10 protein-coding genes are annotated in these 16,129 nt (G+C 64.3%); 7 read left to right on the forward strand and 3 right to left on the reverse strand.

Annotation, left to right across the window (positions count from 1 at the left end; all coding sequences use genetic code 11):
* Positions 1-25: 25 nt before the first annotated feature.
* Genes BRA1417_RS0121175 through lptF form a run of 3 tightly spaced genes read right to left on the reverse strand, consistent with a single transcriptional unit; the run spans position 26 to position 4,778 of the window.
* Positions 26-2,515, reverse strand: coding sequence for an LPS-assembly protein LptD (locus BRA1417_RS0121175; protein WP_027517535.1), 2,490 nt, complete (start codon positions 2,513-2,515; stop codon positions 26-28).
* Entirely contained in the window at positions 2,515-3,612 is a 1,098-nt protein-coding gene (lptG, locus tag BRA1417_RS0121180) for an LPS export ABC transporter permease LptG (RefSeq protein WP_027517536.1), read from the reverse strand. The genes BRA1417_RS0121175 and lptG overlap by 1 nt, the downstream gene beginning before the upstream one ends.
* On the reverse strand, positions 3,609-4,778 hold the full coding sequence (gene lptF, locus BRA1417_RS0121185) for an LPS export ABC transporter permease LptF (protein ID WP_027517537.1): 1,170 nt from the start codon (positions 4,776-4,778) through the stop codon (positions 3,609-3,611). The genes lptG and lptF overlap by 4 nt, the downstream gene beginning before the upstream one ends.
* Positions 4,779-5,118: 340 nt before the next feature.
* Here lptF and BRA1417_RS0121190 point away from each other — a divergent pair, with 340 nt between their 5' ends.
* From BRA1417_RS0121190 to BRA1417_RS0121225, 7 genes are all read left to right on the forward strand, one after another.
* Entirely contained in the window at positions 5,119-6,618 is a 1,500-nt protein-coding gene (locus tag BRA1417_RS0121190; protein ID WP_027517538.1) for a leucyl aminopeptidase, read from the forward strand.
* A 6-nt stretch (positions 6,619-6,624) separates the two neighbouring features.
* A complete protein-coding gene (locus BRA1417_RS0121195; RefSeq protein ID WP_027517539.1) occupies positions 6,625-7,077 on the forward strand; it encodes a DNA polymerase III subunit chi in 453 nt (150 codons plus the stop codon).
* 166 nt (positions 7,078-7,243) lie between these two features.
* Entirely contained in the window at positions 7,244-7,735 is a 492-nt protein-coding gene (locus BRA1417_RS0121200) for a hypothetical protein (protein ID WP_018459090.1), read from the forward strand.
* Between the two features lie 438 nt (positions 7,736-8,173).
* Positions 8,174-11,020: a calcium-binding protein gene (locus BRA1417_RS0121210; protein ID WP_027517540.1), complete on the forward strand. Its 2,847-nt coding sequence runs from the start codon at positions 8,174-8,176 to the stop codon at positions 11,018-11,020.
* A 280-nt stretch (positions 11,021-11,300) separates the two neighbouring features.
* Positions 11,301-13,433: a type I secretion system permease/ATPase gene (locus tag BRA1417_RS0121215; protein WP_027517541.1), complete on the forward strand. Its 2,133-nt coding sequence runs from the start codon at positions 11,301-11,303 to the stop codon at positions 13,431-13,433.
* Entirely contained in the window at positions 13,420-14,874 is a 1,455-nt protein-coding gene (locus tag BRA1417_RS0121220; RefSeq protein ID WP_027517542.1) for an HlyD family type I secretion periplasmic adaptor subunit, read from the forward strand. Before BRA1417_RS0121215 ends, BRA1417_RS0121220 begins: the two co-directional genes overlap by 14 nt.
* Before the next feature lie 165 nt (positions 14,875-15,039).
* On the forward strand, positions 15,040-16,005 hold the full coding sequence (locus BRA1417_RS0121225; RefSeq protein ID WP_027517543.1) for a tripartite tricarboxylate transporter substrate-binding protein: 966 nt from the start codon (positions 15,040-15,042) through the stop codon (positions 16,003-16,005).
* Positions 16,006-16,129: the final 124 nt, after the last annotated feature.

Genomic DNA, 16,129 nt, shown 5'->3' on the forward strand with positions numbered 1-16,129 from the left:
CACGCGGCCGGCACCTTCAAACCAATCACTGGAGACCGCCGCCGGAACTGCTGGTCGTCGCTGTGTTCGCCAGCGTGCGCAGGCCGATCTGGAACATGATCGCGTGGTTCAGCACGGGCGGCGTCGCGCCTGCGGAATAGCTATACGCAGTTACATAGTTCAAGCCGAGCACAAAACAATCGTCGACGTAGCCGGCACCGAGCACATACTGGTTGATCTTGTTGGCCTCAAGATCCCAGCGCGCCGAACCCGTGACCACCCAATTGGCCGCGACCTTGATCGAGCCCGACGTCAGGATGCCCTCGCGGCGGGTCAGATAGCCGAGTTCCGGCTGGGCCGCGTAATTGCCGTACAGCATGCTGACGGACCAGCGGTTGAAGTTGGCGCGGCCTTCCGCCTCGAAGCGCTGGACGTTCCAGGTCTGCTCGTCCATGCGCGAGCGAACGCTGAACGTATAGGTGCTGTTGGGCGAATAGGCGGCGCTTGCAACATAGTCGGAGCGCGGCCTTTGCAGGCCGGAATCCACGCCCGTATTGATGGAGTCCTGGACCGCGAAGGAGTTCATGCCGAACAGCTGGTAGGACTGGCCGAACAGCGTCTTGATGGCGCCGCCCTTGTCGAACTGCGTGGTGGACTGCACGCCGACATTGGCTCGGCCGCCGCCCTCGACACGGTCGTAGCCGGAGAACTTGTCGACGCTGAACAGGTTCGAGGCGTCGAACACCATGCTCTGCGCGTCCTCGTTGGGGAGCTTGCCGGCATAGCTCTCGTTCGGCCGAATGATGATCTGCGCGATCGGCTCGATGGTGGTCGAGCCCCAAGGCTGAACGTTGATGAAGGGGTAGCGGTATTCGAGGCCCACGGTCGGCATCAGGCGGAACGCCTGGGTGTCGCCGACAGGAAGATAGTTCGACACGCCCGGCTGGTTGGAGACCGAGGAGTTGATCGCATCGGCGCGGAGAATGGCGAACGGCGTCCAGATTTCACCGAACGGATCGGTGAAGGATTTGCGCCATTGCGCTTCGGCCGTCAGGCGGGTGTAGGTGCCCGGGAAGCCGCGCATAAGGCACTGCGACGGCGTGCGCGCGAGCGGATCGGCCGATGCCGTCGTGCACAGGCTGTTGGTGTTGGCGAGCGTCGTGATCGGATCGAATACCGCGGTGTCACGCGACAGGTTCACGAAATTGGTCTTGTAGCTGAACTCGCCGCCGAAGACCGGATAGTTCAGCACGTTCGAATAGTCGATCACGGGATAGACGACCGGCACCTGGCTCTGGTTGCCCGAGTAGCTCAGCCAGTACATCGTGCGCGCGTCGAAGAAGCTGCGATTGCCGACGCCGGTCAGGTAAAGCTGCGAGAGCGCATCCGTCGGCAGATACAGGAACGAGCCCAGCGGATCGCGATATTGCGACAACCGATAGTCCGAGAAGAAATAATAGTCGGACATCAGGACGCCGTCCCAACCCCAGACCCATTTGTCGTTCAGCGCGAACTGACCCTTGGTGTCGACGGCGCCGCGGAACTGCTTGTCCCCGGGCTGGCCGGCGAGCGCGCTCCGATCGAGCTGGTCGATGCCGTAGACGCGGATCTGATAGGCGCCGTCCATCAGGCGCTGGCGGAATTCGGCCTGGAACAGCACGCCCTGCTTGGACGTGATGCGCGGGCTGAAGGTCGCGTCCATGTCGGGCGCGATCGCCCAGTAGAACGGAACCTCGACGCCGTAGCCGAACGGCGTATTCGACGTGAAGCCCGGCATCAGGAAGCCGGTCTTGCGCTTCACGGTCGGATCGGGCGTCGAGAAATAGGGCATATAGGCGATCGGCACGCCGAAGAATTCGAGCTGCGCCGTCTCGAAATACAGCATCTTCTCCTGCTGGTCGTGGATGATACGCGCACCCTTGACCTGCCATAGCGGCGGCTTCTTCGGATCGTCCTTGCATGGCGCGCAGGCCGTGTAGACGCCGTTCTCGAACACCGTGTAGTTGCCGCTGGAGCGATCGGAGCGGCTCGCCGCCATGCGGGTCTGGTCGGCCGTGTCGACGCGCAGCGAATCGACGAAACCGTCACGGTAGTCGTCGGACAGGTCCAGGATCTCGGCATAGGTGATCTTGCCGTCGGCATCCGTCATGCGGATGTTGCCTTCGGCATGGAGCCGCTTGGTCTTCTGGTCGTAGATGACCTTGTCGGCCTCGACGCTGGTGCCGTTGTAGAACAGCTGGACGTTACCGACCGCGGAGACGCGCGAATTGTTGTAGTCGTAGTCGACCTCGGTCGCCTGAACCAGCATCTGGTTGTCGTTGACGGCCTTCGGCGGCTTCGCACGGGGCGGCAGCGGATTGTAGGCGAAGCCTTGGGCGGAGGCCGGCGCAACGGCGGCAACGTCCATCAGGCCACCGAGCGATGCCACGGCGGCGACAGCAAGCAGCAACCTGCGAATGGACAAGCCACACCCGTTCGCGCGCACCAATGTGCGCCGCGTCAAACGAGACACGGGCCCTCGGTGGACGGCCGTCACTATCCGTCCTCCTGATACAGCAAGGCCAAAAAGCCGGTGAGGCCGCCCACCACCACGGGCAACCACGCCGCAGCGATCGGATGCATCAACTCAGCCTTGCTCAAATCTTCAGTCACTTTCGACAGAACGTAGAGCAGAAAGCCTGCGCCCACGCCACTCAAAACCATCTTCTGCACGCCGCCCATCCGGAAGAAGCGCAACGACACGGAAGCCGCGAGCATCACCATGGCGGCAAGCAAAAACGGCTGTGCCAGAAGCTTCTGATACTGGAGTCGGTATCCGGCTGTCGCGAAGCCCGAGCTTTCGGACGAGCGGATGTAGCTCGGTAGTTGCCAAAAGGACACAGTCTCGGGTGTGGAAAAGCTGTTGCGGACCTGCGCCTCGGTCAGCGTCGTTGGAATCTCCAGGCTGGCCTGATCGACCGGCGGCGAATCCAGCGAGAAGCGGCGGACGCCCTTGAACAGCCAACGGCCGGCCTCGAGCGTCGCCTCGCGCGCCTCGACCCGCTCCTTGAAGTGCTGCTCTGTGTCAAACCGGAACAGCGTGAGCCCAGTGAGCCGGACGCCCTGCTGCTCGCTGCGCGCCGCGTTGATGATGGTCTGGCCGTCATTGGTGACCTGATTGAGCCAGAAGCCGGAGGCGTCCTGAATGCCGCCGCCGGGCGCCGAGCCGAACAGCTCGGCTTCCATGCGCTTGGAGAGCTCGCGCAGATTAGCCGACATCGGATTGTAGGCGACGGTGGCGATCACGCCGATCAGGAGCGCGCTGCCGAGCGCCGGCGAGATGAATTGCCACGCGGAGACGCCGGCGGCGCGCGCGACCACGAGCTCGAGCCGGCGGGAGAGGGCGAGATAGCAGGTCATGGCGCCGATCAGCATGCAGAACGGCGTCAGCTTCTCCAGCAGCTGCGGCACGCGGAACAGCGAGGTCTCGGCTATCATGACCGCGGAGGCGGATGCGAGCCCTGAGGTCTTACGCACCATCTCGATGTAATCGACCAGCACCAGGAGCAGGAAAATGCTGGCGAACACGCCGAGCGCCGCGACCACGAAACGGCCGGCGAAATAGCGCCCGAGTGTGTTGGTGAGCATGCTCATGCGGTGGCCGGCCGTCCGAACAGCCGCGCGATGCGCGCGTTCGACCTGTTGATGGCCTCCATGAGGCGCGGCGGCGGTTCGACCACGAGGCCGCCGATGATGATCGCCAGACCGAGGCCGATGGCACCAATGACCATCGCATATTGGACCAGCACCGCGCCGGGCGATTTCACCGCCATCACCGAGCAGGCGAAGCCGGCCATGCGCAGGCCGAACACGGCGAGGATCGAGGAGCCGATCGAAAAGTTGCGGCTCTGGCGCGTGGTGCGAGGCGCCCCCAAGAACGCGAAGGTCAGCACGGCAAAGGCGAAGGGATAGATCGGCGCCAGCAGGCTGTCATGCAGGGCCGAGCGGAACTGGCCGGGAATCTGCTTGTAGACGGGGTCGTCCTCGGACGGCGAGAGCAGCTCCCAGAGATAACGCTCGCGGATGCCGAGGGTGACGTCGCGGCCCTGGCCGGAAAATTTCGACATGTCGAAGCCGTAGCGGCCGAACGCCACCAGCGCGGGATCGCGCTTGCCGGCCTCGAAGCGCTGGAGATTGCCGGTCTCCAGCACCAGGAACGATCCATTGTCGTTCTTCACGACTTCGCCGTGCTCGGCGACGATCGAGACCCGCTCGTTCGGATCGCGGCGGTCGTCGATGAAGATGCCGGCGAGGATGCCGCCGGGCTGGCGTTCGCGAATCCGGATCGTCAGGTTCTTGTCGAGCTGGGCGAAGCGGCCGGGCTGCAGGATGTTGGTGAGCACGTCGGCGGTGATCTCGGCGTCCCACTGCTTGATCCGCCGCATGCCGTCGGGAGCGAGATAGGCCGCGATGAAGGCGACCAGCAGCGCCACCACGCAGGTGGCGTAGAAGAACGGATAGAACAACCGGAACGGCGAGAAGCCGGCGGCATTCATCACGATGATCTCGGAATCGGTCGCGAGCTTGTTCAGTGTGTGCGAGATCGCAATCATCAGCGCGATCGGCGAGATGATCAGGACCAGCGCGGGCACGACGAGGCTGGTGATGCCGAGGAAGGTCAGGATGGTCTGACCCTGGCTCGTCATCAAGTCGATGCCGCGCAACGCCTGCGTAATCCAGATCACGCCCGTGAGGCTGACCAGGACCAGCGCAAACGACGCGAGCGTCGTGCGGAAGATATACCTATCGATTGACCCCATGCGCTACCGCACGAATCCCACCAAGTCCCCAATGCCGGCCGGAATTCCGGCTGTCCAACCAATCCCCGCAAGGGGATCCCCAAGGTCGGTCAACCATCTCATCCGCCGGCTTACTCTCTCAGTACCATCCCTTTGATCCGTCAACAAAATGGCTGCCCCGTGGCACCCTCAATATATGGTTAATATTTCCCTCGTTGTGGCCCCTCGGCCACGGGGGGTGCTTGGCATCTGCCGGGCCGGTGGCCCATAGTGCGGCACGCGCAGTGAATCGCCGTTCAGCTCCGGCCCGTGGCCGGGACCGCCGATCGGTAAAAAGCGCAATGTTTTTGAGGAGTTACTCATGTCCGATGCCATCAAGGTCGGCTTCGTTCCATTGTCTGCCGCCGTCCGTGGCATCATGGTCGTGTTCTGCGACGACGCTCTGAAGCTCGGCCCGGCGACCGCCAAGGCGCTCGGTGGGGCCACCGAGCTCGTGAAGCGGGCGGCCACCGCCGCCGCCTTCAAGGGCAAAAGCGGTGCTGCGCTCGACATCCTTGCGCCGGAGGGTGTGAAGGCCACCCGCCTGATCGTGATCGGCACCGGCAAGGCGACCGGCCTGAAGGCCAACGACTTCCTCAAATTCGGCGGCGTGGCGGCGAGCAAGCTTCCGGCCGGGGCGGCGGCCATGACCATCATGGCGGAACTGCCCAATGGCGCCATGACGAGCGAGCAGGCGGCCGCGATCGCCTCAGGCCTGCGGCTGCGCACCTACAAGTTCGACCGCTACAAGACCAAGAAGAAGGACGGCGAGGAGGGCGGCACGCGCGCCGACGTCTCGTTTGCGGTCGGCGATGTCGTCGCCGCGAAGAAGGCGTTTGCATCGGCCGCGGCGATCGTGGACGGCGTGATCATTGCGCGCGATCTGGTCAACGAGCCGCCGAACGTGCTTTTTCCCGAGGAGTTCGCGCGCCGCGCAGGCTTGCTCCGCAAGCTCGGCGTCAAGATCGAGGTGCTCGACGTCAAGGCGATGGACAAGCTCGGCATGGGCGCGCTGCTCGGCGTCGGCCAGGGCTCGGCGCGGCCGAGCCGCACCGTGATCATGCGTTGGGACGGCGGCAAGAAGGGTGAGGCGCCGGTTGCCTTCGTCGGCAAGGGCGTCTGCTTCGACACCGGCGGCATTTCGATCAAGCCGGCCGGCAGCATGGAGGACATGAAGGGCGACATGGGCGGCGCTGCCTGCGTCGTCGGCCTGATGCATGCGCTCGCGGCACGCAAGGCCAAGGTCAACGTCGTCGGCGCCATCGGCCTCGTCGAGAACATGCCGGACGGCAACGCGCAGCGCCCGGGCGACATCGTCACCTCGATGTCGGGCCAGACCATCGAGATCATCAACACTGACGCGGAAGGCCGCCTGGTGCTTGCCGACGTGCTCTGGTACGTCGCCAAGAAAACCAAGCCGAAATTCATGGTGGATCTGGCGACGTTGACCGGCGCCATCGTGGTCGCGCTCGGCACCGAGCATGCCGGCATGTTCTCCAACAATGACGAGCTTGCCGAGCGGCTGCTGGCGGCCGGCATCGAGAGCGGCGAGAAGGTCTGGCGCCTGCCGCTTGGCCCCGAATACGACAAGCTGATCGATTCCCAGTTCGCGGACATGAAGAACACCGGCGGCCGCCATGGCGGCTCGATCACCGCGGCGCAGTTCCTCCAGCGCTTCGTCGACGGCACGCCCTGGGCGCATCTCGACATCGCGGGGACCGCCATGGGCGCGCCGAAAACCGACATCAACCACAGCTGGGGAAGCGGCTATGGCGTTCGTTTGCTCGACCGTCTGGTCGCCGACCATTACGAGCGCAAATGACCCGAGATGACTGAAGTCCTGTTCTACCATTTGCAAAACATGACGGTGGAGAACGTGTTGCCGCCGCTTCTCGAGAAATCGCTGGAGCGCGGCTGGCGCGTCGTGGTGCAGTCGACGTCGCCGGAGCGCGCCGATACGCTTGATGCCCATTTGTGGACCTATCGCGACGATTCCTTCCTGCCGCACGCGACATGGCGGGTCAGCGACGCCGCCGATCAGCCGATCGTGCTGGCGGTCGAGGAGGACAATCCGAACGGTGCCAATGTTCGCTTCCTCGTCGACAACGCCGCGCTGCCGCAGGACGCACAGGGCTATGAGCGCATGGTGCTGCTGTTCGATGGCGACGATCCGGACGCGCTTGCGTTCGCCCGCAGCGCCTGGACGGATTGCAAGGCACGGGGATTTGATGTCACCTATTGGCAGGCTGACGAGCGGGGCCGGTGGCAGAAGCGGAATTAGCGGTCGCTCGCAATTAATGATAATTTGCACTTTTCGGGTGATGATGGCTTTTGTCACCTTCGTGCCGCAAAGTGGTGTTGGTACAATTGCTTAGGGCCGATCCTTCACTCGGGGAATTTAGTTTATCGTGCGACATCAAAAGCTTCCCAGCTCGCTCATAATTGCGTTGGCGGCCGTAGCCCCGCTGGTCGCGGGCTGTTCGGGCGGGACCGATCTGTTGTCCAGGGATGCGCAGTGGTTCAACACGCCCAGCCGCCTGTTCATCAAAAGCATCTCGATTGAGTCGCCGCCGCTGACCCCCGACAAGCCGGTTGGGGCCGAGGATCTGGTCAGCGCCGACGGGGCTTGTGCCGGCATGGCGCCGCCGCCCGGGCCGGCTGATGCGAATGCGTCGACGACCGCGCCGGCTCCCATGGGCGGCACCGTGGCGCTCGGCCACACCGAATGCGATGTGGTGCGCGGCATCGGCGCGCCATCGAGCGTCAACCTCTCCGGTGATGCCGCCGGTAGGCGCGTCGCTGTCGTGACCTGGACGACCGGTCCGCGCGCCGGCATCTACACCTTCACGGCCGGCCGCCTGTCCTCGATCGAGGGCACGCCGGAAGCGCCGGTCATGCCGAAGGCGACCAAGCCCAAGCCGAAGAAGAAGTCGGCGTAACACAGGTCGGCCTTTTGCCCTGAAGCTGGTTGCGGCTGTCGATGCGATCAGCCGCGCACGTTCGTCCCCATCGTCAAGCGGCTTTGCATCCCTATTGCGATGGCAGAGGCGTGAATCGTGATCTCTCCCGTTCGCGCTCGCCGGCGATCTTGTTCGCGAGTTTCGACATCGCGGATGCCGACCTTCGCCCAAAGTGCCTTCATTGCCTCGAGCTGCGTTCTTCCGCGCGCGTTGCAAATCACGGGGGCGTTACGCGTGATCCGTGATCAGGCGGTTCGTGATGAGCGAGCCTTCGCATCCGCTGTCGGAAACTGCCCCGAAGAAAAACTGGAGGAAATCTCCAGAATAATCACGCGCGTCTCAAGCAACGGTTCAAGAATGTCATGTGCGCGAATGCTACGCGTCGAAGGGAGGGGCTAGGTCGGAAGGATCATTTGGATGTCCATTACCTCTGTGTTTTCCCCGGTTACGGGGCAGCTCACCATTTTCGGCGACAGCGCGAATAACGGCCTCGTGATAAGTCGCGACAAGTCCGGCCGCATCCTGGTCAATAACGGGCACGTGAAAACGGTTGGTGGCGAACCCACGGTCGGCAACACCACCGCCATCGACATCTTCGGTCAGGGCGGTGACGACACGATCACCGTCGACGAATGCCACGGACCGATGCCCGCGGTGCACATCTTCGGCGGCGACGGCAATGACAGGATCACCGGCGGCTCGGGAGCCGATCTTCTGTTTGGTCAGGCTGGCAACGATTTGATCAAAGGGGGCGGCGGCAACGATCTGCTGTTCGGCGGAGCGGGTAACGACGTGCTGGACGGCGGCAGCGGCGACAACCAGCTGTTCGGCGAGGCCGGCGACGACGTCATGATCTGGAATCCCGGCGGTGGCACCAATCTGTTCGAGGGTGGTGAGGGCAACGATACGGCTCAGGTCAACGGAAACAACGGCGCCGAGACGTTCACGATCACGGCGAACGGCACCCGCGTGCGGATCGACGGGACGAGCGCGGCGCCGTTCTCGCTCGATATCGGCACGACGGAAAATCTCGTCCTGCACGGGGGCGGTGGCGACGATGTCATCACCGCGGGCAACGGGCTCGGCAGCCTGATCTCGCTGACGCTCGATGGCGGCGCCGGCAACGACAGGATCATCGGCGGCGACGGGAGCGACCTCATCATCGGCGGCAGCGGCGACGATATCGTCAATGGCGGACGCGGCAACGACGTCGCCCAGCTCGGGAGTGGCGACGACACTTTCATCTGGAATCCCGGTGACGGCAGCGACACGGTCGAAGGCGGATCGGGCAGCGACAAGCTGCTTTTCAATGGCGCCAACATCAACGAGACCATCAACATCTCGGCCGACGGCGGCCGGGTGCGCTTCACCCGCGATGTCGCCAACATCACGATGGATCTCAACAGCGTCGAGCAGATCGAATTCGATGCGCGCGGCGGTGCCGACAACATCACCGTCGGCGACCTCACCGGGACCGGCGTCAAGCAGGTGCTGGTTGATCTCGGAGCCGTTCCGGGAGGGACGCAAGGCGACGGCGCAGCTGATACTGTGACCGTCAACGGCGGCAACGGCAATCAGCACATCGAGGTCACAGCCACGGGCACGACGATCACGGTCACGGGGCTGCCGGAGGTCGTGACGATCGCAAATGCAGAGGCCGGCAACGACCGGCTGGTCGTGCAGGCGCTCGGCGGCAATGACTTGATCGATGCATCCACGCTCGGCGCGGCGATCGGGCTGACCATCGACGGTGGGGCAGGCAACGACACCATCACCGGCAGCCAGGGCGCCGACACCTTGATCGGCGGCGACGGCAACGACAAGGTCATCGGCGGCCGCGGCAATGACGTCGCGCTTCTCGGCGCAGGCGACGACATCTTCACGTGGAATCCCGGTGACGGCAGCGATGTTGTCGAAGGCGGCGCGGGAACTGATACGTTGGTGTTCAACGGCGCCAATGTGGCCGAGACCATGTCGATCTCGGCGAACGGAAGCCGTGCGCTACTCACCCGTGACGTCGGTGCTATCGTCATGGACCTCGCTGGCGTCGAGCACGTGCAGATCGCGGCAGCAGGCGGCGCTGACAACATCACCGTCAACGATCTGACCGGGACAGGAATCACGCAGGTTGCCATCGACCTCAGTGCCGGCCCCGGCAGCCAGAGCGGCGATGGAGCGGCGGACCGCGTGACCGCGAACGGCACGACCGGTGACGACAACATATCGGTTGTGACCTCCGGCGGATCGATCGTGGTCAACGGCCTCGCTGCGCAGGTGACGATTGCACACGCGGACGCCGGTGATGTGGTCGGCATCAACGGCGGACAAGGCAATGACGTCATCAATGCGTCTTCCATCAAGGCGGGACAGTCGTTCAGCCTCAACATCAACGGCGGCGACGGCAACGACACCATCACCGGCAGTGCCGGCAATGACATTGTGAACGGCGGACGCGGCAACGATTTCGCCAATCTCGGCGCCGGCGACGACACCTTCGTCTGGAATCCCGGCGACGGCAGCGACACCGTCGAAGGCGGCAAGGGCACCGACACGCTGGCGTTCAACGGCGCCAATATCAGCGAGACCATCAACATCTCGGCCAATGGCGGCCGGGTGCTGTTTACGCGAGATGTTGCCGCCATTGCGATGGACCTGAACGGGGTCGAACATGTCGACTTCAATGCTCTCGGCGGTGCCGACAACATTACAGTCGGCGACCTCTCCGGCACCGGCGTGAGCCAGGTCGACCTCGATCTCGGCGCCAATGACGGTGCCGCGGATACCGTGACCATCAACGCAACCGGCGGCAACGACGTCATCACGGTGACTGAGCACGACGGCATCATCACGGTGTCGGGGCTTGGCCAGGACATCAACATCACCGATGCCGGCGCGGGCGACAGAATCGTCATCAACGGCCTCGATGGCGACGACGTCATCACGGCTTCCGGCTTGCACGGCGGCATCCAGCTCGTTGCCAATGGCGGCAACGGCGACGACGTGCTGATCGGCAGCCCCGGCAACGACACGCTGGCGGGTAGTGCCGGTGATGACGTGCTGATCGGCGGCGGCGGCCTCGACGTCCTGGACGGCGGCACCGGCAACAACGTCGTCATCCAGGGCGGAGCGTTCGCGGCCGCGATGCTGCTCAACCAGGCCATGGCGGCGAGCTTCGTCCCGGCAGGTGAGGGGAACGGCGAGATGCCACTGCCCGATCCGCACGCGGCGCAGAGCCAGGTGCTCGCACCGCCCCAGCACGCCTGACGGTAAGGCCCGATGGGAGGAGCCTCACTAGCGCGCCGACGGAGGTGCGTTCCCTCCCCCCTTGTGGGGGAGGGTTAGGGAGAGGGGTAGCCCAGGAAAAGGTGCCGATGGTTGAAGATGCGATGTTAGCGACCGAGCGACGGAAACAATCCCCGTGGGGCACCCCCCTCCCTGTCCCTCCCCCACAAGGGGGGAGGGAACGGATAGAGCGCTGCTGCTGGCCAAGCTCGATTCGACTTCACGCCGTTGCGTACTCGCTGCATCGACCCGGAGAACGCTCATGACGACCAACGCGGTCTCCACCGACACGGGGCTCGATGCGTTGCTGACGCTGCTGCATCTGCAAGGCGTTGCGGCCGATCGCGAGCAGCTCAGGCACCGGCTGGGCGCGGCAAGTTTCGGCGCAGCGGATATCGTCCGCTGCGCCAGGTCTCTCGGACTTAAAGCGCGAACCTACCGAACGCAGTGGAGCCGTCTGTCGGACACCCCGCTGCCTGCGATCGCAATGCTGCGGGACGGTGGCTTCATGGTCATCGCAAAGGCCTCCGCCGACAAGGTGCTGGTGCAGTCCCCGGAGGCGCAGCGCCCGGTGCTGATGGATCGCGACGAGCTGTGCGCGATCTGGGACGGCGGCTTGATCCTGATGGTCCGGCGCGCCGGCCTGTCAGACCTCGGGCGGCACTTCGACATCACCTGGTTCATCGGCGCGATCGGCAAATACCGGCGGCTGCTGGGCGAGGTGCTGGCGGCTTCGTTCTTCCTCCAGCTTTTTGCGCTGGTCTCGCCGCTGTTCTTCCAGGTCGTGATTGACAAGGTTCTGGTGCACCGCTCGCTGTCCACGCTCGACGTCCTCGTCATCGGCCTCGTCGTCGTCTCCCTGTTCGACACCGTGCTCGGGATCCTGCGCAATTACCTGTTTGCGCACACGACCAACCGCATCGACGTCGAGCTCGGGGCCCGCCTGTTCCACCATCTGCTGGCGCTGCCGATGGCGTGGTTTCAGGCCAGGCGCGTCGGAGATTCCGTGGCCCGGGTCCGTGAGCTCGAGAACATCCGCAATTTCATCACCAGCTCGTCACTGACGCTTCTCATCGACCTGGTCTTCACCTCGGTGTTTCTCGCGGTGATGTTCGCCTATTCGGCGCAGATGAGCTTCATCGTGCTCGCATCGTTCCCGTTCTACATCGCGATCTCGGCCGTGGCGACGCCGCTGTTTCGCCGCAGGCTGGACGAGAAATTCCGCCGTGGCGCCGAGAACCAGGCCTTCCTGGTCGAGAGCGTCAGCGGCATCGAAACGCTGAAGGCGATGGCGGTCGAGCCGCAGATGCAGCGCCGCTGGGAAGAGCAGCTCGCCGGTTATGTCTCGGCGAGCTTCGGTGTCACCAGTCTCGGCAACACGGCAAGCCAGCTGGTGCAGCTCGTCAGCAAGGTCGTCACCGCCGCCATTCTCTATGTCGGAGCCAGGCTGGTGATCGGTGACGCATTGACGGTCGGCGAGCTCGTGGCCTTCAACATCTTCGCGGGGCGGGTGTCGGCCCCGGTGCTGCGGCTCGCGCAGGTCTGGCAGGATTTTCATCAGGCGCGACTGTCGATCGCGCGGCTCGGCGACATCCTCAACAGCGCGGCGGAGCCGGCTTACTCCGCCGCCCGCGCGGGGCTGCCGCCGATCCGGGGCAACATCCGTTTCGAGCACGTGTCTTTCCGCTACCGGCCCGATGGGCCGGAGATCCTGCACGATGTCTCATTCGACATTCCAGCCGGACAAACCGTCGGCATCGTCGGACCGTCCGGTTCGGGCAAAAGCACCTTCGCCAAGCTGGTGCAGCGGCTCTACGTTCCGCAAGGCGGCCGCGTGCTGGTCGACGGAATGGATCTGATGACGACCGATCCGGCAGGGCTCCGTCGGCAGATCGGAATCGTGCTCCAGGACAACATGCTGTTCAACCGGTCGGTGCGCGACAACATCGCGCTGGCCGATCCGAGCCTGCCGATGGACCGCATCATCGACGCTGCGAAGCTGGCGGGCGCGCATGATTTCATTCTGGAGCTCCCCGAGGGCTACGATACGATGGTCGGCGAGCGCGGCTCGACGCTCTCGGGCGGGCAGCGCCAGCGCATTGCGATCGCCCGCGCGCTGGTGGGCAATCCCCGGATCCTGATCTTCGACGAAGCCACCAGTGCGCTCGACTATGAAAGCGAGCGGATCATCCATGACAACATGAAGGAGATCGCGAAAGGCCGCACCGTCCTGATCATCGCGCATCGTCTGTCTACCGTCCGCGGCGCCGATCGCATCTTCACCCTGGAGCGCGGCCGTCTGGTCGAGGACGGCACGCATGATGCGCTGATCAAGACCGGCGGTCGCTACGCCGCCCTGCATCGTCTCCAGGGAGGCATTTATGAGGTCGGCTAGCACTGTGCCGGCCGCTCGTCCGGAGCAGACCGTGGTGCCGTTCCGGAATGGAAAGGGCCGGCGCGCCGAGGAAGTCGCCTTCCTGCCGGCGGCGCTGGAAATCACGGAAACCCCGCCATCGCCGATCGGCCGCGCCATCGCCCTGTCCCTGATGCTGCTCGTCTGCGCGGCGCTGGCCTGGTCGGCTTGGGGCACGATCGACATCGTGGCCTCCGCAACCGGCAAGGTCGTGTCGAGCGGGCGAAGCAAGGTGGTCCAGCCGTTCGAGACCGGCGTGGTGCGCGCCATTCACGTACAGGACGGGCAATCGGTCAAATCGGGCGACCTGCTGATCGAGCTTGATCCGACCGTGAACGCCGCAGAGCGCGATCGTCTGCACGACGATCTGATGGCCGAGCGGCTCAACGTCGCGCGCCTCCGCGCCGCATTGGCAGGCGGCGAAGAGGTGTCCGCCGATCTCGTCGTACCAGAGGACGCCGATCCCATACTGGTCGCGACGCAACGGCAGCTCCTCGCCAATCAGGTCAGCGAGAACAGGGCCAAGCTCGCGGCGCTGGCGCGTCAGGAAGCGCAGAAGGAGGCCGAACATCAGACGATTGCGGCGACGATTCACAAGCTTGATGCGTTGCTGCCGGTCACCCAGCAGCGTGTGGAGATTCGCAAGACGCTGATGGAGAAGGAGATCGGCTCGAAGCTGACCTACTATGAGACCCTCCAGCTCCAGATCGAGCAGCAGGAGGAGCTTCGCGTCCAGAGCAGCCGCTTGAAGGAGGCCGAGGCGGCCGTCGCCGCGATCCGGGAGACCCGCATCCAGGCCTTGGCGGAGTACAGGAAAAGTCTCTCCGACGAGCTTGCCAAGAGCGAACAGAAAGCCAATGGCATCGCACGCGATCTCATCAAGGCGCAGCAGAGGACGAGGCTTCAGCAACTGACGTCGCCGGTCGACGGCGTCGTGCAGCAGCTCGCGGTTCACACTGTGGGCGGCGTGGTCACGCCCGCACAGTCGCTGCTGGTGATCGTGCCGACCGATACGCGGCTCGAGATCGAGGCGATGATCTCCAACCGCGATATCGGATTTGTCGAGGCCGGGCAGGGCGCCGCCATCAAGATCGACACCTTCAATTTCACCCGCTACGGCCTTCTCGCAGGCCGGGTCGTGAGCGTCTCGCAGGACGCCATCATCCGCGACCGGCCGCAGGAGCGCGGGAGCGACCGTGCGCTTGGGACGCAACGCGACAGCAGCGAGCCCAGCGGGCAGGAGTTGAGCTACAGCGCCCGGATCTCGCTCGATCGCACCCAGATGCAGGTGGACGACCGCCTCGTCAATCTGTCCCCGGGGATGGCGGTGACCGTCGAGATCAGGACCGGCTCGCGCAGCATCCTGAGCTATCTCCTTTCGCCCCTGCAGCGCTACCGGCACGAGATCATGCGGGAGCGTTAGTTCCCGCATGCTGCCGAGACGCTTCGCGAGACGCGCTGAGGGCCGATCAGGCTTTTCGGCAGCTACACCATGCCGCGGGCGCGCCACTCTCGATGAAGTCGTTTTCGTGTAGCCGCGCGGCCCGGAATGCGTACATAGGAGCAAGCAAAAAATTTGGAGGAAAGCATGCGGCTCATTGTCCTCGTATCGGCTCTGGTCCTGCCGTTTGGCGCGGCGCTCGCCCAGGACTATCCGGTCAGGCCCGTCACCATGCTGGTGCCGTTCGCCGCCGGCGGACCTACGGACACCATTGCTCGCCTGACGGCGGCAGGCATGGCGAAATCGCTCGGCCAACAGGTCATCGTCGAGAACGCGCCCGGCGCCGGTGGCACTATCGCCACGACCCGCGCCTCGCGAGCCCAGCCCGACGGATACACGCTGCTGATCCATCATGTCGGCCTCTCGACCGCCGCCACACTGTACCGCAACCTCAGCTATGACACGAAGACGGCCTTTGCGCCGATCGGGCTTGTGACCAATGCGCCGATGACCATCATCGCGCGTCCGGATTTTCCGGCCGATACGCTGAAGGAATTGGTCGCCTACGCCCAACAGCAGGGCGACAAATTGACCTATGCCAATGCCGGACTCGGAGCAGCCTCGCATCTCTGCGGCATGCTGTTCATGACGGCGATCCAGAAGCAGCTGACCGCAGTGCCCTACAAGGGCAACGGCCCCATCATGAACGATCTTCTCGGCAGGCAGATCGATCTCACCTGCGACCAGGCTACGAACACGACCGGCCCGATCATGTCGAAGCAGGTCAAGGCCTATGCGATCACCACAAAGGAGCGGCTGAAGAGCCTGCCCGATCTGCCGACGGCCGACGAGGCCGGCCTCAAAGGGTTCGAACTTGGCGTCTGGCACGGCATCTATGCCCCCAGGGGCACACCGCCGGCGGTCGTTCAGAAGCTGACCGCCGCGCTCCAGTCCGCTCTTAGGGATTCCACGCTGATCGCCCGGTTCAACGACATCAACACGGAGCCGGTCCCGCAGGAGAAGGCGACGCCGGAGGCGCTGGCCGCGATGCTCGCGAGCGAAGTCGACCGCTGGGCTCCGATGATCAAGGCAGCCGGCCAATTCGCGGACTGAGCCATTCCCGGCGCAATCCGTACCGAGATTGCCGTGCGGGCGGACTAATCCGCTAAGCAAAAAAACAGTCCATTCAACAGCAAATCACCCGGTAGCAAAATACCGGTACTGTGCATGGGGTTGT

It is taken from the genome of Bradyrhizobium sp. WSM1417 (assembly GCF_000515415.1).
Taxonomy (GTDB): domain Bacteria; phylum Pseudomonadota; class Alphaproteobacteria; order Rhizobiales; family Xanthobacteraceae; genus Bradyrhizobium.